Annotated in this window: 20 protein-coding genes and 1 riboswitch; of the genes, 15 read left to right on the top strand and 5 right to left on the bottom strand. The window is 53.9% G+C overall.

The annotated features are described in order from the left end of the window. Window positions 1-66: 66 nt before the first annotated feature. The 4 genes from BJQ97_RS14010 (at window position 67) to BJQ97_RS13995 (ending at window position 4,821) form a co-directional block, all read left to right on the top strand. A complete protein-coding gene (locus BJQ97_RS14010) occupies window positions 67-993 on the top strand; it encodes a ketopantoate reductase family protein (protein ID WP_160157050.1) in 927 nt (308 codons plus the stop codon). 141 nt (window positions 994-1,134) lie between these two features. Further along, window positions 1,135-2,802, top strand: coding sequence for a glycoside hydrolase family 13 protein (locus tag BJQ97_RS14005; RefSeq protein ID WP_160157049.1), 1,668 nt, complete (start codon window positions 1,135-1,137; stop codon window positions 2,800-2,802). Window positions 2,803-2,861: 59 nt separating this feature from the next. Then, window positions 2,862-3,398, top strand: coding sequence for a YfiT family bacillithiol transferase (locus tag BJQ97_RS14000; RefSeq protein WP_160157048.1), 537 nt, complete (start codon window positions 2,862-2,864; stop codon window positions 3,396-3,398). Between the two features lie 217 nt (window positions 3,399-3,615). After that, on the top strand, window positions 3,616-4,821 hold the full coding sequence (locus BJQ97_RS13995; protein WP_160157047.1) for an MFS transporter: 1,206 nt from the start codon (window positions 3,616-3,618) through the stop codon (window positions 4,819-4,821). A gap of 32 nt (window positions 4,822-4,853) precedes the next feature. Here the strand turns inward: BJQ97_RS13995 and BJQ97_RS13990 are convergent, their stop codons facing one another. Then, window positions 4,854-6,038 carry a class I SAM-dependent rRNA methyltransferase gene (locus BJQ97_RS13990; RefSeq protein ID WP_044733248.1) on the bottom strand — a complete coding sequence of 395 codons (1,185 nt, stop codon included), beginning with the start codon at window positions 6,036-6,038 and terminating at the stop codon, window positions 4,854-4,856. Between the two features lie 142 nt (window positions 6,039-6,180). After that, a riboswitch (TPP riboswitch) is annotated at window positions 6,181-6,288 on the top strand. Between the two features lie 106 nt (window positions 6,289-6,394). Between BJQ97_RS13990 and tenA the strand changes: the two genes are divergently transcribed. The 10 genes from tenA to BJQ97_RS13935 all read left to right on the top strand — a co-directional run bounded on the left by tenA (window position 6,395) and on the right by BJQ97_RS13935 (window position 15,438). Further along, window positions 6,395-7,078, top strand: coding sequence for a thiaminase II (tenA, locus tag BJQ97_RS13985; RefSeq protein WP_160157046.1), 684 nt, complete (start codon window positions 6,395-6,397; stop codon window positions 7,076-7,078). 23 nt (window positions 7,079-7,101) lie between these two features. Then, on the top strand, window positions 7,102-7,692 hold the full coding sequence (locus tag BJQ97_RS13980) for an ECF transporter S component (protein ID WP_044732225.1): 591 nt from the start codon (window positions 7,102-7,104) through the stop codon (window positions 7,690-7,692). Between the two features lie 14 nt (window positions 7,693-7,706). Continuing rightward, window positions 7,707-9,161 carry an ABC transporter ATP-binding protein gene (locus BJQ97_RS13975; protein ID WP_160157045.1) on the top strand — a complete coding sequence of 485 codons (1,455 nt, stop codon included), beginning with the start codon at window positions 7,707-7,709 and terminating at the stop codon, window positions 9,159-9,161. Next, window positions 9,158-9,940 carry an energy-coupling factor transporter transmembrane component T family protein gene (locus BJQ97_RS13970; protein ID WP_044732223.1) on the top strand — a complete coding sequence of 261 codons (783 nt, stop codon included), beginning with the start codon at window positions 9,158-9,160 and terminating at the stop codon, window positions 9,938-9,940. The genes BJQ97_RS13975 and BJQ97_RS13970 overlap by 4 nt, the downstream gene beginning before the upstream one ends. A 16-nt stretch (window positions 9,941-9,956) precedes the next feature. Next, on the top strand, window positions 9,957-10,562 hold the full coding sequence (tenI, locus tag BJQ97_RS13965; protein ID WP_160157629.1) for a thiazole tautomerase TenI: 606 nt from the start codon (window positions 9,957-9,959) through the stop codon (window positions 10,560-10,562). A gap of 3 nt (window positions 10,563-10,565) precedes the next feature. Beyond that, window positions 10,566-11,699, top strand: coding sequence for a glycine oxidase ThiO (thiO, locus tag BJQ97_RS13960; protein ID WP_160157044.1), 1,134 nt, complete (start codon window positions 10,566-10,568; stop codon window positions 11,697-11,699). Next, the gene (gene thiS, locus BJQ97_RS13955) at window positions 11,696-11,899 is read left to right on the top strand and encodes a sulfur carrier protein ThiS (RefSeq protein WP_160157043.1); all 204 of its coding nucleotides are present in this window, start codon (window positions 11,696-11,698) and stop codon (window positions 11,897-11,899) included. Before thiO ends, thiS begins: the two co-directional genes overlap by 4 nt. 1 nt (window position 11,900) lies before the next feature. After that, entirely contained in the window at window positions 11,901-12,668 is a 768-nt protein-coding gene (locus BJQ97_RS13950; protein WP_014194971.1) for a thiazole synthase, read from the top strand. Continuing rightward, on the top strand, window positions 12,665-13,690 hold the full coding sequence (locus tag BJQ97_RS13945; RefSeq protein ID WP_160157042.1) for a thiazole biosynthesis adenylyltransferase ThiF: 1,026 nt from the start codon (window positions 12,665-12,667) through the stop codon (window positions 13,688-13,690). Before BJQ97_RS13950 ends, BJQ97_RS13945 begins: the two co-directional genes overlap by 4 nt. Window positions 13,691-14,166: 476 nt before the next feature. Beyond that, window positions 14,167-15,438, top strand: a complete 1,272-nt coding sequence (locus BJQ97_RS13935; RefSeq protein ID WP_160157041.1) for a hemolysin family protein — start codon at window positions 14,167-14,169, stop codon at window positions 15,436-15,438. A gap of 83 nt (window positions 15,439-15,521) precedes the next feature. Here BJQ97_RS13935 and BJQ97_RS13930 read toward each other — a convergent pair whose 3' ends face one another. After that, a complete protein-coding gene (locus BJQ97_RS13930) occupies window positions 15,522-15,734 on the bottom strand; it encodes an alpha/beta-type small acid-soluble spore protein (RefSeq protein WP_011230133.1) in 213 nt (70 codons plus the stop codon). Window positions 15,735-16,023: 289 nt separating this feature from the next. On the opposite strand from BJQ97_RS13930, the gene BJQ97_RS13925 reads away from it, so the two are divergent. Then, complete coding sequence (locus BJQ97_RS13925; RefSeq protein ID WP_160157040.1) at window positions 16,024-16,266, top strand: hypothetical protein; 243 nt, start codon at window positions 16,024-16,026, stop codon at window positions 16,264-16,266. 83 nt (window positions 16,267-16,349) lie between these two features. Here the strand turns inward: BJQ97_RS13925 and BJQ97_RS13920 are convergent, their stop codons facing one another. From BJQ97_RS13920 to BJQ97_RS13910, 3 genes are all read right to left on the bottom strand, one after another. After that, the gene (locus BJQ97_RS13920; RefSeq protein WP_160157039.1) at window positions 16,350-17,462 is read right to left on the bottom strand and encodes an ABC transporter ATP-binding protein; all 1,113 of its coding nucleotides are present in this window, start codon (window positions 17,460-17,462) and stop codon (window positions 16,350-16,352) included. Between the two features lie 129 nt (window positions 17,463-17,591). Beyond that, complete coding sequence (locus BJQ97_RS13915; protein ID WP_160157038.1) at window positions 17,592-18,482, bottom strand: PucR family transcriptional regulator; 891 nt, start codon at window positions 18,480-18,482, stop codon at window positions 17,592-17,594. 238 nt (window positions 18,483-18,720) lie between these two features. Beyond that, window positions 18,721-18,909: a hypothetical protein gene (locus BJQ97_RS13910; protein WP_160157037.1), complete on the bottom strand. Its 189-nt coding sequence runs from the start codon at window positions 18,907-18,909 to the stop codon at window positions 18,721-18,723. Window positions 18,910-18,997 lie beyond the last annotated feature (88 nt).

The following is an 18,997-nucleotide window of genomic DNA, read 5'->3' as shown; positions in this document are numbered from 1 at the left end:
GGTTTTTGTGAAAGACGTTGGGAGCGCTGGATCAACCCTCAAGTGGAGAAAGGAGCTGTACATACGATGCGTATTCTGTTTGTCGGAGCGGGGGCGGTCGGCGGGTATTTCGGCGGCCGTCTTCTTGAAAAAGGGGTGGACGTGACGTTTCTCGTCCGCGAGCGGAGAAAGCGGGAGATCGAGGAACGTGGACTTGTCATCCATAGCGTCCATGGCGATGCGGTGCTGAAGCCAAAGCTGCTTGTCGCCGGCGAGCCGTCTGCGCCGTTTGATCTTGTTGTGTTTTCGAGCAAGGCGTATCATTTAGCCGGCGCCATCGCCGACGCGAAACCGTATGTTGGAGAGGCGACGATGATTTTGCCCTTGTTAAATGGCATGGCCCATATGGATGCGTTGTGGGGGGCGTTCGGCCGCGAGAATGTCTTAGGCGGGCTTTGCTTTATCGAGACGACGTTAAACGAGAGAGGGGAGATCATCCAAACGAGCCCGACGCATGAGATGCGTTTCGGTGAATGGCCCGCAGGACGGACTGGGCGGGTGGAGGCGCTCGAATCGCTGTTTGCCGGCGCCAACGCCTGCTTTCGCTTAAGCGAACAAATTGCGGCTGATATGTGGAATAAATATTTGTTCATTGCGGCGATGTCGGGCGTGACGACGCTGTTCCGCGCTCCGATCGGGCCGATTCGTTCCGGCGAGTACGGGAGCGTCATCATCGATCGGCTGTTTCGGGAAATCAAAACGATCATCCAGGCGCATGGGGCGCCGCTGACCGATGAAATGGCCGATCGGCAGCGCACCCAGCTCGAACAGATCGCCCCAACGATGAAATCGTCCATGCAACGCGATATGGAAAAAGGACAGCTCATCGAAGCCGACCATTTGCAAGGGTATTTGCTGGCATTGGCGAAGCGGCATGGCATCCATGCCCCGATGCTCGAGACTGTATATCACAATTTAAAAATTTACGAAGCGAGCCGCGCAACCGGTGAGTGAACCAGTTGTCCCCCTCGGCCGTTTGGTAGGAGCGTGCAGCCCCGCCAAACGGCTGTTTTTTTGAGAAAAAGAGAAGTTGTTTACCGCACCAATATCGTGTACAGTTAATAGTGAAAACGTATGCACAAGGAGGAGGCTGCCTTGAAAAAAACATGGTGGAAAGAGGGCGTCGCTTACCAAATTTATCCGCGCAGCTTTATGGATGCCAACGGCGACGGCATCGGTGATCTTCGCGGCATCATCGAAAAGCTGGACTATTTGGTGGAGCTTGGGGTCGACATCGTTTGGATTTGCCCGATTTACCGATCGCCGAACGCCGATAACGGATATGACATCAGCGACTATTATGCGATTATGGACGAGTTTGGAACGATGGACGATTTCGATGAATTGCTTGCTGAAGCGCATCGGCGCGGGTTGAAAATCATTTTGGATTTGGTCATCAACCATACGAGTGATGAGCATCCGTGGTTTATTGAATCGCGGTCATCGCGAGACAACCCGAAGCGCGACTGGTACATTTGGCGCGATGGCAAAGACGGGCGCGAACCGAACAACTGGGAAAGCATTTTCGGCGGCTCGGCATGGCAGTATGACGAGCGGACGGGTCAATATTACTTGCATATTTTTGACGTCAAACAGCCCGACTTGAATTGGGAAAACGACGAAGTGCGGCGGGCGCTTTATGCGATGGTCAACTGGTGGCTTGACAAAGGCATCGACGGCTTTCGCATCGACGCGATTTCCCACATCAAGAAAAAGCCCGGCCTTCCTGATCTTCCGAATCCGAAAGGGTTGAAGTATGTGCCGTCGTTTGCTGCGCACATGAACCAGCCAGGGATTATGGAGTATTTGCGAGAGTTGAAAGAGCAAACGTTTGCACGATATGACATTATGACGGTCGGCGAGGCGAACGGAGTAACGGTTGATGAGGCCGAACAATGGGTCGGGGAAGAAAACGGCGTGTTTCATATGATTTTTCAGTTCGAGCATTTAGGGCTTTGGAAAAGGAAAGCCGATGGTTCGATCGATGTTCGCCGGTTGAAGCGGACGTTAACGAAATGGCAAAAAGGATTGGAAAACCGTGGGTGGAACGCGCTCTTTTTGGAAAACCACGACTTGCCTCGATCAGTGTCGACATGGGGAAATGACGGCGAGTATTGGGCGGAGAGCGCGAAGGCGCTTGGCGCGCTCTACTTTTTCATGCAAGGGACGCCGTTCATTTACCAAGGGCAAGAGATCGGGATGACGAACGTGCAATTTTCCGACATTCGTGACTACCGCGATGTCGCTACCTTGCGTCTGTATGAGCTCGAACGGGCGAACGGCCGGACGCATGAGGAAGTGATGAAGATCATTTGGCAAACCGGGCGCGACAATTCGCGCACCCCGATGCAATGGTCTGATGCCCTGAACGCTGGGTTCACGACAGGTACGCCATGGATCAAGGTGAATGAAAACTATCGTACGATTAATGTGGAAGCCGAGCGGCGTGACCCGAACTCGGTATGGTCGTTTTATCGACAAATGATTCAGCTTCGAAAAGCGAACGAGCTGTTTGTTTACGGAACGTACGATCTGCTTTTGGAACACCACCCATCCATTTACGCGTACACAAGAACGCTTGGCCGCGATCGGGCGCTTATCATTGTCAACGTATCCGATCGTCCTTCACTTTACCGCTATGACGGCTTCCGCCTTCAGTCAAGCGATTTGGCGCTCTCGAACTACCCGGTCCGTCCGCATAAAAATGCAACGCGCTTTAAGCTGAAGCCGTACGAGGCGCGCGTATACATCTGGAAAGAATAAGGAGGAATTTGCCTTTCCGTGTTGAATGAATCAATGAATACGGAAGGGAGATGATCAACATGGCAACGGTCGATCCGATTCGCTACCCGATCGGAACGTTTCAAGCGCCGGAGCGGTTTGACGCTCGGGAGGTGCAAGAGTCGATTGCTGCCATCCGCGGGTTGCCGAACGCCTTAAGGGCTGCTGTCGCTGATTTGAACGATGAACAGCTGAACACGCCGTACCGCGACGGCGGCTGGACGGCAGCCCAAGTCGTCCATCATTTGGCTGATGCAAGCATGAATGCGTTTTTGCGCACGAAGTGGGGGATGACGGAAGACAGCCCGACGGTGAAGCCGTTTGCGGAAAGCGAATGGGCAAAAACGGCCGATGCTTGCTCGTTGCCCATTGAACCGTCGCTTTTAATGCTTGACGGGCTGCATGCGCGATGGACGGCGTTGCTTGAATCGATGACAGAGGAGGATTTTCACCGAACCGTTCGGCTGGAAGGGGCAGCGAAGGAAATGCCGCTGTATGTATTGACCGCATTATATGCATGGCATGGGAAACATCATACCGCGCAAGTTGCGTCGTTGCGCAAACGAAAAGGATGGTAAAGGCTGCCGATTGTTCGGCGGCTTTTTTCTTCATGCATAATAGAAAGATGATGCTGCGCAAACAACATTGGGAACCCGCCGGCTGGGCGGGGCTTTTTTGTCGTCATCCTGCCGGGAGAATGGTGAAATAGCATTTTGCTTAAACGGCGGAATATGATTATGTTATACTAACAAATATTAAGGGACACGAAATACATAGTTGGCAAGGGGGATCGGTATGGGAGCGGAGCAGCAGCCGCTTATGGCAGAACAAAAAGAAAAAATATGGACGAAAGATTTTGTTTTGATTTGTTTGGCCAATTTTTTTGTGTTTCTTGGGTTTCAAATGACGCTGCCGACCATTCCGCTGTTTGTCGAGCATTTGGGCGGCAACGATCAGCTGATTGGCGTTGTCGTCGGTGTGTTTACGTTTTCGGCGCTCATCGTCCGTCCGTTCGCCGGCCATGCGCTTGAGACGAAAGGGCGCCGGTTTGTGTTTTTATTGGGGCTTCTCATTTTTGTCGTTTCTGTCGGTTCCTACAGCTTGATCTCAAGTATTTTCTTTCTCTTTTTGATGCGGGTCGTCCAAGGAATCGGTTGGGGGTTTTCGACAACCGCTTCCGGAACGGTGGCAACGGACATCGTTCCAGCGAGCCGCCGCGGTGAAGGAATGGGCTATTACGGGCTGTCTGGGAGTATCGCCTTGGCGTTTGGTCCGTCGCTTGGACTTGTGCTTGCCGCTATGATTCCGTTTAGCCATCTGTTTGCCATTTGTGCGGCGCTTGGAGTCGCTTCGGTGCTGTTTGCCGCCGCGATCACGTATAAAAAAGCGGAAGCCGTGCATGGTAAAGGGGAGAACAGATGGGACTTGTATGAAAAAAGCGCTTTGACTCCGTCGTTGCTGTTGTTTTTCTTGACGGTGACGTTCGGCGGCATCGCCTCATTCTTGCCTCTATATACGGCGCAAAAACAGATCGGCGGCCTGCAGCTGTACTTTTTGCTTTACGCGCTTGCCTTGATGGTGACGCGAACGTTCGCTGGCCAGTTGTATGATCGAAAAGGGCATCGGGCCGTTTTTCTACCTGGGGCGGGGCTTATTTTGCTGGCGATGCTTCTTCTCGCTTGGCTGCCGGGAGAATGGGCGTTGCTTTTGGCGGCGGTGCTATACGGTTTCGGCTTTGGCATGGTGCAACCGGGGCTGCAGGCGTGGTCCGTCGAGCGGGCGCCTGCCCACCGCAAGGGAATGGCGAACGCGACATTTTTCTCGTTTTTTGATTTAGGGGTCGGCGTCGGGGCGATGGTGTTTGGCCAAATCAGCCATTGGTTCGGCTATCCGAGCATTTATTTGGCCGCCGCCGGTTCTGTGCTCCTTTCAATGCTTGTCTATTGGACCGTCTTGCACAGAGAGCAGCCCCTTCGTTCAAAGGCGGGAAAAAACGCTTAGGGATAGCCCCTAAGCGTTTTTAGCTAGGTTCTTCACCGGCGGGAATGCACTTCGTAAATAGCGAATTTTAAGTAGTCGCCTTCTTCCGCGGCAAGGAGTTTCGGGTGGTCGTAGCCGGCGCCGTTCCAATATACTTGACGCAGCACTTTTTTTGCGTCAAATGCTGCGTCGGCGATCATCTCTTGAAACAGGTGCGGGCGGACGTGGTACGAGCAGCTTGATGTGACGAAAAAGCCGCCGTCTTTCACAAGCTTCAAACCGTTTAAGTTAATGTCTTTATAGCCGCGCAGCGCCTTCGGGACGGCATGGGCCGATTTCGCGAACGCCGGGGGGTCGATGATGACGACATCCCACTGTTTGCCGGCGCGCACCGATTCGCGCAAATAGTCGAAGGCGTTGGCGACGACAAATTCAACGTTTGTGAATCCGTTTAACGCGGCGTTCCGTTTTGCCGTTTCGATGGCATGTTCCGAAATGTCGACTGCTGTGGCATGTTTTGCTCCGTACAGACAAGCGTTTAGCATAAACGAGCCGGTATGGGTGAAGCAGTCGAGCACGGTCGTCTCCGGACCGATCAGCGGACGAAGGGCGGCGCGGTTTTGCCGTTGGTCGAAGAAAAAGCCGGTTTTTTGTCCGTTTTCAATATCGACGATGTATTTCACGCCGTTTTCCTCGATTTCGATTTCCGTTTCCCCTTCCCCGTACCAAAAGCCCTTTTCTTGTTTGAGACCTTCAAGCTCCCGAACGGACACATCGTTGCGCAAATAAATGGCCCTTGGGGCGAACACGTCAAGCAAGCCGCGCAAAATCCAGTCTTTCCGTCTTTCCATGCCGAGCGCCAAAATTTGCACAACAAGCACATCTTCATATTTGTCGACGATCAATCCGGGCAAAAAGTCGGCCTCGCCATAGACGGCGCGGCAGGAGCGAACGCCGGGAATCATCCGTTCACGGTACGCCCACGCCTGACGGATGCGGTCGATGAAAAAGCGCTCATCAAGTTCATCGTTTCGGTTTTGCGTCAAAACGCGGACGATGATTTGTGAAGCGGGGTTGATATATCCTTTCGCCAGCCAATAGCCTTGATGATTGTAAACGTCAACGAAGTCGCCCGGCGCCGCATCACCTTCGATGCGGTCGACTTCACTTTGAAAAATCCATGGATGCCCTTGCTCAAGCCGTTTTTTTCGTTCTCGTTTGAGGATGACCTTTGCCATCGTTTCCACTCCCATTCCATCGTCAATTGTTGCGTTTCCATCATAGCGGATTGAAACGCGCAGCGCAACGTCGGCGAAAAAAGGATTGACAATCGTTCGTGCCATGGTATGATTAAGTGTAAAGAAAACTGAAAATTGCACCATCATCCACTAGGGGGGCCTTTAGAAAGGCTGAGATCAAAGTGTGCCTTTGAGACCCTTAGCACCTGATCTGGGTAATGCCAGCGTAGGGAAGTGGAGGAGCAGCACAGCAAGGCTAGGCTTTGCCTTGCCAACGTCGCATGCCCACGCCGCTTTCTTTACGCCAATCGGCAAAGGAAGCGGCGTTTTTATTTTGCCAAAAAGGGGGAAAACGAATGTCATTTGCCAAACAATTGCGCCAAGCGGCCGATCCGATCTGGCAGGCGAGTTTCCGCCATCCGTTTGTTCAGGAGCTTGGCCAAGGGACGCTTGCGCGCGAGAAGTTTCGCTATTACGTGATGCAAGATGCCTATTATTTGCGCCATTTTGCCCGCGTGCAGGCGATCGGGGCGGCGAAATCGCCGGATTTGGCGACGACAGCCCGGTTGGCGCACCATGCACAAAGCACTTGCGAAGCTGAGCTGTCGCTGCATGAAACGTTCGCCAAGCTCTTGGGCATTACGGAAGAGGAAAGGGCGGCGTTCATTCCGGCGCCGACGGCGTACGCCTATACGTCGCACATGTACCGCGCGGCGTACGAAGGGCATCTCGGCGATGTCATCGCTGCCATTTTGCCGTGCTACTGGCTGTATTACGAAATTGGCGAGCGCTTGAAAACGTGCCGGCCGAATGATCCGATTTATGAAAAATGGATCGGCACCTACAGTTCGGATTGGTTCCGCTCGCTTGTTGAAGAGCAAATCGCGCGGCTTGACAACATCGCTGACGCGGTCACCGAAGAGGATCGCCATCGGATGAAGCGGCATTTCCTCATCAGCAGTGAATATGAGTACGAGTTTTGGGAGATGGCGTATCGGCTTGAGCAGTGGCCGTCGGCTGAATTGGCGGCGAGCCGTTGACGCAAGACAAGGAGGAGAACAGGATGGAAGTGAAAACAAAAGGGTTAAAATTGGCGGATATTTTAACGACGATCGTCATTGCCATTGTGTTTGGCGTTATTTACAAATTATGGGGACCGCTATATAGCGCGGTGGGAGCAGTAGGGTTTCATCTCGATCAACTTATTTACGGCATGTGGTTTATCGCCTCCTCGCTCGCCTATTTGTTGATCCGCAAACCAGGGGTGGCGTTGCTTGCGGAGATTGCGGCTTCGTCCGGCGAGCTGATCATGGGATCGCAATGGGGGCTTGAAGTGCTCATTTACGGGGTCGTCCAAGGGCTGTTGGCCGAGCTTGTCTTTGCCGTCTTCCGCTATCGGCGCTTTGATGTGTTCGTTGTCTCGCTCGGCGCGGTCGGGGCGACGGTCGGCTCGCTCATCATGGATTTTTACAAAGGCTATATTGGAGCGCTTGCTCCATGGAATATGGCGCTCTTTTTGCTGGCGCGTTTTATCGGCGCCATCCTCATCTCCGGTGTGTTTGCTGTTTCATTGGCGAAAGCGCTCGAAAAAACCGGAGTGACGCAAATGTGGCGGCCGGCCTCGAAAGACGATTACGATGCGTTGAACCGGTAAGGCGGCGAATGGCGATGAAACAAGCAATTGCGATTGATCGGCTGCGCCTGAAATTTCCCGGGAGCGACGGACTGTTGTTTCGCGACTTGTCGCTTTCGATTGCCGAGGGGGAGAAAGTGCTCCTCCTTGGTCCGTCGGGATGCGGCAAGTCGACATTATTGCAAGTGATGGCTGGCATCATTCCCCACTCGATCGATGTGCCGATGAAAGCGGAGCGCCTTGAGCGGCCGGAACGGTGGGGCTATGTTTTCCAAGATCCTGATGCGCAATTTTGCATGCCGTATGCGGACGAGGAAATCGCTTTTGCCCTGGAAAATCGAAGCGTGCCGCGCTATGAGATGCCCGTCCGCATCCGCGCCCTGCTGGACCAGGTCGGTTTGGAGATCGCCCCGCATACTGATATTCATGCGCTTTCCGGCGGGATGAAGCAGCGGTTGGCTCTTGCTTCGGTGCTGGCGCTTGAGCCGGATGTCTTGTTTTTGGATGAGCCGACGGCGCTGCTCGATGAAGAAGGGACGAAGGCGGTATGGCAAACGGTGAAGCAGGTGGGCCGCGGCAAAACGGTTGTCATCGTCGAGCATAAAATTGACCATGTGCTCGACTTTGTGGATCGCATTGTCTTGTTCGGCCGCGATGGGCGCATCATCGCCGACGGCGAGGCGAAGGCGGTGTTTTCCGACTATAAAGACGTGATTGCCGCTGAAGGGATTTGGTATCCAGGCGTCTGGGACGACTATGACCGGACGGCAAGGCGGCGAAATCGCCATCAAGGCGAGGAGCTTCTTCGCCTCGCCCGTTTTCGCGGGTTCCGCGGCCGGGAGGCGAAAATTTATGTTCCTGAAGCAACGGTGCATGCGGGCGAATGGATTGCCGTCACCGGAAAAAACGGCGCCGGTAAAAGCACGTTGTTGCACGCGCTTATGCAACTCATTCATACAGACGGCGAGTATGTGCTGCTAGGGGCCGACATCAAGCAGCAACACCCGCTCTACCGCCATATTGCCTTTGTTTTCCAAAATCCGGATTGGCAATTTGTCACCCATTCGGTTCGCGAAGAGCTCGCCTACTCGCTTCGGCTTGAAGGGCGGCCGGAAGCGGAAATTGAGGAAACGATCGCTCGCCTGTTGCGTGAATTTGACCTTGTTGAGCAGCAAGACCAACACCCGTACCAGCTGTCGATTGGGCAAAAACGGCGGTTGAGCGTCGCTGCTTCGATCGTCGCCGGCCAACGCCTCTTTTTGCTTGATGAGCCGACGTTTGGTCAAGACGCGAAAAACACGTTTGCTTTGCTTGAAATGCTTGAAGCGCACCGCGAACAAGGAGCGGCGATCATGATGGTTACACATGACGAACAAATCGTCCGCCGCTTTGCGACGAGACGGTGGGTGATTGAAGACGGGACGCTTGTTCGGGACGAACAGCTTGACATCCGAGAGCCGGTGTTGGCGGAAGGTGGGGCGGGGCGATGAAATGGGAGGTTCGCTGCCGCGAGACATGGCTTCATGAGACGAACCCGAGCTTAAAGCTCATTGTGCTTGTCGTGCTCTTTTTCGCTGTGTTGTTCATTCATAACCCGAACGTACTGATCAACGTTTCGCTCGCTCTGTTTGTTTTGTTTTGCTTTGGCACCGGCTATCCGGCAAACGTGTTGTTTTGGCTGTTTTTGCCGTTTTTCCTCGTCTTTGTTTCGACGGCCTCATCGATGATGATGTTTGGCGAAGGAACGACGACATGGGTTCGCTGGGGGCTCATCCATATTACGGCGGAAAGCTTTTGGCGCGGAGTGCATATCGGGTTTCGCGCTTTGGCGCTTGGGCTTCTCGGGTTGATTTTTTCGCTGACGACTCGGCCGGTGCATCTGTTTTATTCACTCATGCAACAGCTGAAGCTGAAGCCGAAGTATGCATACAGTTTTTTGGCGGCCGTTCGCCTGTTGCCGATTATGCTTGAAGAGTTTCAGACGATCCGCTATGCGTTAAAAGTGCGCGGCGTGCCGAACAAGGGCGGCCTCAGCAAAGTGAAGCGCTACGCCATTCCGCTGTTGTCGCAAAGCATCCGCCGCGCCCAGCGCATTGCGGTCGCGATGGAGGCAAAGCGATTTTCCGGGAATGGGCGGCGCACGTTTTACTATGAAATAGGGTTTGGCAAATATGATGTCCTGTTTGTCGCCTTGTTCGCCGCCTTGATGCTGGCGGCTTATTATGCCGGCATACATTATCCATATATCCCGACCAGCGATGTCCGATAGAGGAAAAGGGATGGCGATGGGGATTCTTCATTTCATTTCGACGGGACGGCAGACAGCCGATGAGTTCGCGGCGATTTGCGCCCATGTTCATCCGTATGCCGATTTCATTCATATTCGTGAAAAGGAAAAGACAGCGCGCGAAGTGGCCGAGTTCGTCACCGCGTTGCTTCGCGCCGGGGTGCCGCCGCGAAAAATTGTGGTCAATGACCGAGTTGACGTCGCTGTCGTTTATGGTGTCAAAGGGGTGCAGCTTGCTTATCACAGCCTGCCGGTGCGCGCCGTCCGCTGCTCGTTTCCGGACTTGATGGTTGGCTGCTCGGTGCACGGGTCAGAGGAGGCGAAACAAGCCGAACAGGATGGCGCTCACTTTTGTTTGTATGGTCATATTTTTTCGACGGACAGCAAGCCCGGTTTGCCGCCGCGTGGGTTGGATTCGCTTGCCGAAATCGCTGCTGCCGTGTCCATTCCAGTCATCGCCATCGGCGGCATTCATGCCGGCAACGCCCGTCAAGTGTTGGAAGCAGGCGCGTCCGGGGTGGCGGTATTGTCGGCTGTTTTTTTCGCAGCCGACCCTGTTGCTGAGGCTAAACGGCTGGCAGACATCGTGAAATGGAGGGGATAGGGGATGACGCATCGGTATGACGTCGCCATCATCGGCGGCGGGGTGATCGGGGCGGCCATCGGCTTTGAGCTCGCCAAGCGGCGGCATCGCGTCGCCATTTTCGAAAAAGGAACGATGGGAAGCGGGGCGTCAAGTGCGGCGGCTGGCATGCTCGGGGCGCAATCGGAGTTTTCGGCGCGGAGTCCGCTCGTGCCGCTTGCCTTACAAAGCCGGGCGCTCATGCCGGCCTTGGCTGAAGAGCTGAGGGAGAGGACCGGCATCGATATCGGCCTTGTCGAAAAAGGAATGATCAAACTAGCGACAACGGAGGAGGAAGCAGACGATCTCCACCGCCATTATACATTTTGGCGGGTTATAGGCGAGCCGGTGCAGTGGCTCACGAAAGGGGAGGCGCTTGACATCGAGCCGCGCCTGGCGGGGGAAGCGATTGCTGGAGCGATGTACATCCCTGGCGATGGGCAAGTGAGCGCGCCGGATTTCGCCGCCGCTCTCGCCTATGCCGCCGCCTCCGCCGGTGCTTGTCTGTACGAGTATACGGAAGTGTTCGACATCCGTTCCGACAGCAGTGGGCATGTGCTAGACACAACAGGCGGGACGTTTGCCGCCGAGGCGGTCGTCATCGCTTCCGGAGCTTGGGCGGCGCGGCTCGGCGCGCGGGTTGGGCTTTCGCTTTCCGTTTACCCGGTCAAAGGGGAGTGCGTCATGGTGCGCACTCCAGTTCCGTTGTTGCAAACGACTGTATTTGCGAAAAACGGGTGCTATATTGTTCCAAAATCGGGGAACCGACTGCTCATCGGAGCAACGTCCACGCCCAGCACGTTCGACCGGCGCGTATCGGCCGGTGGGGTGATGAACTTGCTTCATCGCGCCGCCCACCTTGTTCCGGACATTGAAAAGGCGGAGTGGGTAAGGGCATGGAGCGGCATCCGGCCGCAGACCGAAGATGGCTTGCCTTATCTAGGCGAGCATCCGGAGAGGCGCGGCTTATTCGTCGCCGCCGGCCATTACCGGAACGGCATTTTGCTCAGCCCGTTGACCGGTCTGCTTGTCGCCGACTTAGTGGAGCGGAAAGAGACGGCGTTTGACCTTGCGCCGTTTTCGTTGACACGCCATATCGGAAAGGTGGGGGTGGAATGACGTTAGTGATTAACGGGGAGACGGTCGCCGTGCCCGACGAGGTGAAAACGGTGGGCGATTTGCTTGCCCATTTCCGCCTTGAGAACAAGCTTTGCATCGTCGAAGTCAATGTCCGCATCATCCCAAAACATGAGTATGGGACGACGGCGCTATGCGATGGCGATCGCGTAGAGATCGTTCATTTTGTAGGAGGCGGTTGAGATGTTGAAAATTGGTCCATATGAATTCTCTTCGCGGCTGTTGCTCGGCACGGGCAAATATCCGAGCTTGGACGTGCAAAAAGAAGCGGTGGAAGCGTCAGGGGCGGAAATTTTAACGTTCGCCGTCCGGCGGATGAACATCTTTTCCCCGGAGCAGCCGAACTTTTTAGAGCAGCTCGATTTAAGCAAATATAAGCTTTTGCCGAACACCGCCGGGGCGAAAACGGCCGAAGAAGCGGTGCGCATCGCCCGGCTCGCCAAAGCGTCCGGGTTGTGTGATATGATTAAAGTAGAAGTGATCGGTTGCGACAAAACGCTCCTCCCAGACCCGATCGAGACGTTGAAAGCGGCGGAAATGTTGCTTGAGGAAGGGTTTATCGTGTTGCCGTACACATCCGATGACGTCGTGCTGGCAAAGCGGCTTGAGGAGCTCGGCTGTCATGCGATCATGCCGGGCGCCTCGCCGATCGGGTCCGGGCAAGGCATCATCAATCCGCTCAATTTGAGCTTTATCATTGAGCAGGCGAACGTGCCGGTCATTGTCGACGCCGGCATTGGCGGACCGGCGGATGCGGCGCTGGCGATGGAGCTTGGCGCGGATGGGGTGCTCTTGAACACCGCTGTTTCCGGCGCGGCCGATCCAGTCAAAATGGCGAAAGCGATGAAGCTGGCGGTGGAAGCGGGCCGGCTTGGCTATGAAGCCGGACGCATCCCGAAAAAACGATACGCGTCAGCAAGCAGCCCAATGGAAGGAATGAGTGTTGTTTGAACGAACGGTATTCCCGGCAGCAATTGTTTGCACCCATTGGTGAGGAAGGGCAGAAAAAAATACGGGAAAAGCACGTCGTGTTAGTCGGCGCCGGAGCGCTCGGCACAGGCAACGCCGAAGCGCTCGTTCGCGCCGGCATCGGCAAATTGACGATCATTGACCGTGATTACGTCGAATGGAGCAACTTGCAGCGCCAGCAGCTCTACACCGAAGCGGATGCGAAGGAGCGGCTGCCGAAGGCGATCGCCGCCAAACGGCGCCTTGAACAAATCAACAGCGAGGTTGAGATCGAGGCCATTGTCGGCGACGCCGGCCCAGAAGAATTGGAAACGATCGCCCTCAAGCAACGCCCTGACTTATGGATCGATGCGACAGACAATTTTGATACGCGCCTTGTCATCAATGACGTTGCCTACAAGTACAACATTCCGTGGATTTATGGCGCTTGTGTCGGCAGTTACGGTTTAAGCTGCGCCTTCATTCCGAACCGCACGCCTTGTTTGTATTGCTTGCTTGAAACGGTGCCGCAAGGGGGATTGACGTGCGATACGGCCGGCATTATCAGCCCAGCGGTGCAAATGGTTGTCAGCTATCAGATGGCTGAGGCGTTAAAAATTTTAGTGGAGGACTGGTCGGCGCTTCGCGGCAAGCTCGTTTCGTTTGACCTTTGGACGAACGAATACACCGCCATTCGCATTGACGGGGTGAAAAAGGACGGCTGCCCGACGTGCGGACGTCATCCATCGTATCCGTTTCTTTCCTATGAACAACGAACGAAGACGGCCGTCTTGTGCGGGCGCGATTCCGTGCAAATCCGTCCGTCTGCTCCGCGCCAGTACAACTTGAATGAATTGGCGGAGCTGTTTCGCCGCCAAGGGCTTCAAGCGGAAGCGAATCCGTATCTTGTCTCCGCTTCGCTCGGCGACAAGCGATTGGTTGTCTTTCGCGACGGCCGTGCGCTTGTGCACGGCACAAAAGACGTGCAGGAGGCAAAGGCGATCTATTACCGTTATTTAGGTTGAAACGAGAGAAAATGAAATGATGCATTGATGGGAGGACGCCCTTGTTTTGTTCATCAAACTGTCAAAAAGACGTCCTTCTTCTCCTGTTTTTCCCGCCGTCAAGATGGTACGATGAAAGAGGGGAAGAAAAGGGAGGGGAAGACGAATGGCCGAGTGGTCAGTGACATTCAACATTGCCTCATTGCTTGTTCTGGTGTATTTGATTGGTTCCTGTTGGCTTGAATCATGATGCGCCTCGGTTCATCCGGCGCATTTTTCTTTTTTGGTTGTCTGGATTTATATGGAAGGACAACTCGCCAGCTATAGTCAGTTGGCGAAAAATTTGTTATATTTAAGATAGGAAGAGCGAAAACGGCTGCTGCCGGCCGCATCGCTTTGTTTCCGCTTAGCGCGGCAAGTGTGGCTTTTACAGCATGATTTGGCGGAAAAATGGATATGAATAACATCGTCACCATCCATAGGAGTGTGAAGATTCGTTGGAAGAGTGGCCGTTAAGGTTGTTCGGGTGGTTTTTCCTCTCCATGCTCGCGAATGCGCTGTTCGCTTCAGCAGAAGCCGCGTTTTCTTCGGCAAGCAAGGCACGGTTGCGGCATTATGCGGAAGAGCATCTGCACAATAAGCGCCTTCAAGCGTTGATCGGTCAGCTTGACCGGGTGCTGTTGGCGCTTGCTGTGGCCAACCGCCTCACCAGCGTCGTGACGGTCGTGCTTTTTACGGACATCGCCGTTTCGTTGCTTGGGGAACAGATGGGCTTGTTTGCCACGCTGGCGGTGATGACAGTATTATTTGTCGTCTTCGGTGAAATTTTGCCAAAATCGATGGCGAAAGAGCATGCGGAGCAGCTCGCCATCCGATACGCCGGCCTTGCCTATGGACTGATGAAGTTGATGACGCCGGTTACGGCGTCGCTCCAAGCCTTAAAAAATCGAATCGCTAGGCGGTTCGCCAATGGAGTGGCTGTGCCGGCTGTTACGGAGGAAGATATTAAAGTGATGGTTGAGCTGAGTGAAGAAGAAGGAGTCATCGACAACAAAGAAAAAGAATTGATCCAACGTTCGCTCGATTTTGATGAAATTTTGGTCGGAGAAATTTTCACACCGCGCGCTGATATGGTGGCGGTGGAAGTGAACCAGCCGATTGAAGAGATTCGCGACGTGTTTTTGGAAGAGAAATATTCCCGCATCCCGGTCTATGAAGGGGATATTGACAACGTGATCGGCATTTTGTCGGAAAGCGACTTTTTCAGCGAGCTTGTGCAAAAGCGAGAGGTGCGCATCCGCGATTTGTTGCGCCAGCCGTTGTTCGTTGTCGAGTCGATGAAAGTGTCCGATCTCCTGCCGGAGCTGCAAAAAAGCAAAGTGCATATGGCGATCGTCGTCGATGAGTTTGGCGGCACCGCCGGCTTGATTACGCTCGAAGATATTCTCGAGCAAATTGTCGGCGAAATATGGGATGAGCATGATGAGGCAGTGAAAACGGTGCGCCAAATCGACGAACGCAGCTTCGAGTTCAGCGCTGAACTACCGCTGGATGAATTTTGCGAAGTGATGAACATCGACGTGCCAAAGAGTGAATCGCATACGTTGGGTGGCTGGATTTTTGAGATGTTTGAGCGCATTCCGGCAGTCGGCGAAACGCTGCAGTACGGACCGTTGACGTTCACGATCCGCCAAGTCGACAATCGGCGCATTCGCAAAGTGCTTGTCTCATTGAGCCAACCGCTTGCCGAGCAGGCGGGAGGCGCCTGATTCGCTCCCTGTTCCTATATGAAAGCGCCCCGGGCTGACTGCCCGGGGCGTTTGCCATCTATATGAAGTTGCTCGTAAGGGGGTTATTGAATGTTGCCGAATTGGCCGCCAAGTTGTTGCTGAGCCATAGCGACAAGACGTTTCGTAATTTCGCCGCCGACCGAACCGTTCGCGCGAGAAGTCGTGTCAGCGCCGAGGTTCACACCAAATTCTTGGGCGATTTCGTACTTCATTTGATCAATGGCTTGTTGAGCACCAGCCACTAACAGTTGGTTGTTGTTATTGTTGCGTGCCATCGTTGATCATCTCCTCTTTAAAATTTTGGATGGTTGGGGTGGTTGGATTTGCACCAACGCTTCACGCTGCAAGGAGTGTGCCAAGCTTGGCTCAACCCACCGGCCCACCCGCTTTTGGCTTCGCCAGCGCCCCCGTTGCAACGGATGGACGATTTCGCTGGCGGTACTCATAGTTTGGGCCGTTGTTTGCCTGTTATGCATGGTGAGAATATGGGAATTTTTAACGTTTTACCGCTGTCACCATTAGGGAATATGTAAAGATAAGGAACATCTTAGAGGAGGAAGCAGCATGAATGTATGCCCGCTGTGCAACGGATTGCGCCGGGTGACGGTGTATTGCAGCTATTGCCGGCAACCGATGGAAGACCAAGGAAAGGTGACGGATTATTTCGATGATTACAGTCCGTATATGGATGCGGACGTCATGAAGCTTGTCGACGGTTATTTGCGCACATACATGAACCATGAATGCGTCCATTTGTTTTACTGCTCACGCTGCCATGAGGAGGAAGTTCGTTTTATTAAGGAATAGAGCCGTTGACGGAGGAGAAAGAAACGGCGTCCCGGTTTTTTCGGAACGCCTTGGCATGAATCTATATGAACAACAATGGGGGGTTACTTTTCATCCGCCGCCCGGATGCGCCGTTCGGTTTCCGCATCAAAGAAGTGGGCTTTGTTCATATCAAGCGCTAGGTCAATCCGGTGGCCCGGCTTGATTTCCGTGCGGGCGTCGATGCGGGCGACCAATTCTTGGTTGTCGATGCTAAAATAGATCATCGATTCAGCGCCAAGCAGCTCGGCGACTTCGACGAGAGCGGTGACTTTCGTCGCCGGCGATGCTTCAAGGAAGAGCGGTTCGTCGTGAATGTCTTCCGGACGAATGCCTAAAATGACTTCTTTGCCGACATACCCTTGCTCACGCAACACTTTCATTTTTCCTTCCGGAATGCCAAACGATGTTTGGCCGACGACAAACTTGCCGTCTTGCAGCGTTCCACGAAGGAAGTTCATGGCCGGCGAACCGATAAAGCCGCCGACAAAAATGTTTTCCGGTTTTTCGTATACCTCGCGCGGCGTTCCGACTTGCTGGATGACGCCGTCTTTCATGACGACAAGACGGGTGGCCATTGTCATGGCTTCCGTTTGGTCGTGGGTGACGTAAATGGTCGTCGTTTCCAAACGCTGATGGAGCTTCGCGATCTCCGAGCGCATTTGCACCCGCAGTTTCGCATCCAAGTTCGAGAGCGGCTCGTCCATTAAAAACACTTTTGCATCGCGGACGATGGCCCGTCCCAACGCGACGCGCTGCCGTTGCCCGCCGGAGAGCGCTTTCGGTTTGCGGTCCAAATATTGCTCGAGTCCAAGAATGCGCGCCGCCTCGCGGACGCGTTTTTCAATTTCCGCTTTCGGGAATTTGCGCAGTTTTAAACCGAATGCCATGTTGTCATAGACGCTCATATGTGGATACAGGGCGTAGTTTTGGAACACCATGGCAATGTCGCGGTCTTTCGGCGGCACATCGTTCATTCGTTTGCCGTCGATGTAAAGATCGCCTTTGGAAATTTCCTCAAGGCCGGCGATCATCCGCAACGTGGTGGATTTGCCGCAGCCGGACGGGCCGACAAATACGATAAACTCTTTGTCTTGAATATGTAAATTGAAGTCTTTGACGGCGACTACATTGTTGTCGTAAATTTTGTAAATATGGTCAAGAAGCAGTTCTGCCATCGTGAATCCCCCTTATCGTTGAAATCGTTTTCCAATGACCAGTGTATAGAAAAATAGGAACATTCGTAAATGGACAAGGTGCACAAAAAATGCCGCCGATTTTCGGCGACATGACAAAAAAGCGGGGGATTACGAACGGCGCCGGTGCAAGATGGCCAAATAGACGGCTGCCGCCCCTTTGAACCGTTTGATGTCAACACCAGTTTGCTCTGTCCATTTATCGATTCGATATTGCAAACTATTGCGGTGCATATACAGCTTTTTCGCTGCCATCGAGGCGTTTAAGTTGCATTGCAAAAACGTCTCCATGGCCCGCACTTCCTCGTCGTCGAATCCGTCAAGAAATGAGAGGATCCGGCGGGCTTTCTCACTGACTGCTCCTTCTTCAAAGAGCGGAAGAGGAATGACGTCTTCCCATTCGTACACCGTTCGTTTCGGCCAAAAGCGCCGAGCGGCGGAAAAACACTCTTTTTCAAGGAGAAACGATTCATATAGCCGTTCATCAACGGAGCGGATTGGGCCGATCAACCAATCGATCGTCGTATAAAAGTCAGCAGCGAGCGCTTCGGCCATGTCGGTCAACAAGGGTGGTTCCGCCGTCCGTTTTTGTCTTGCTTCGATGATCAGCCCGCGCCGATCTTGTTCCCAGACGATGGAAACCGGGGAGGAAAATAAGCCGCGAACGGCATCAGCAAACTCCTCTTTGTTGGCGATCGGCCGGCTGGCTGTAAAATGAATGAACCGGCAATACGGAGCAGCAAGCCGAGTGAGCGCGGCTGGGTCGCCGGTTGCCATCCATCGTTTCCATGACCGCTCCTCTTCGCTTTCCGGTTCGCGCCGGCGCTCGGCGGGGGTGAAAAAAAGCGCCAGCAATCGCCGCTCCTGCTCTGTCAATCGATGCTTGGCGATGCCGATCTCATCACCATCGGCGGTATAAAACCATTCGTAATCTTCGGGGTGTTCCGGCTGACCGTTGATGACGATGTCCCCTTCATAAAGCGATTCGAGCTGTTTTAGCATCACGGCGCACCCCTTTCCGTTAAGGATGATGTCACACCGAAGAGGATCGGCGTTGTTTTCATTATACCAAATCCCCGCGAATGGAAAGAAAGACAATGGATGAAAGCAGGAAAGCCGCCGAATGAACGGGCGGCTTGGTCAACAGCGGTCGTTTCGAACGATCCCCGCCTAACGCATCGGCGGAGAGGCTTCATAGAACAAAAGGCCGATTTTCCCGAGGCGGGAAAATCGGCTCCGTTTACTGGCCGGCTTCGTACGGCGGCTCTTCTTTGACAAGATCGCGCGCTTCCTCAATGTTGACGTCATCGCCGTGTCCGTACACGGCACCTCCGGCCATCCCTTCGTTGATCATGCGGTCGATGTCCATATAGTATTCATCGCGCCCTTCGTACAATGAATCCCGGCGCTCGTTTTCCTTTCGTTCCATCATCTCGCTCCTTTCTCTCACCGTTTTTCCTAAAGTTTGTCCAAAAGAGGCATATGCTATCCATGTCATTCATATGGATGAAAGAGGA

It is taken from the genome of Geobacillus sp. TFV-3 (genome assembly GCF_009901865.1).
GTDB classification, from domain to species: Bacteria; Bacillota; Bacilli; order Bacillales; family Anoxybacillaceae; genus Geobacillus; species Geobacillus thermoleovorans_A.
Note: the sequence above shows the minus strand (reverse complement) of the source record. Positions and strands in the feature narration are given on the sequence as shown.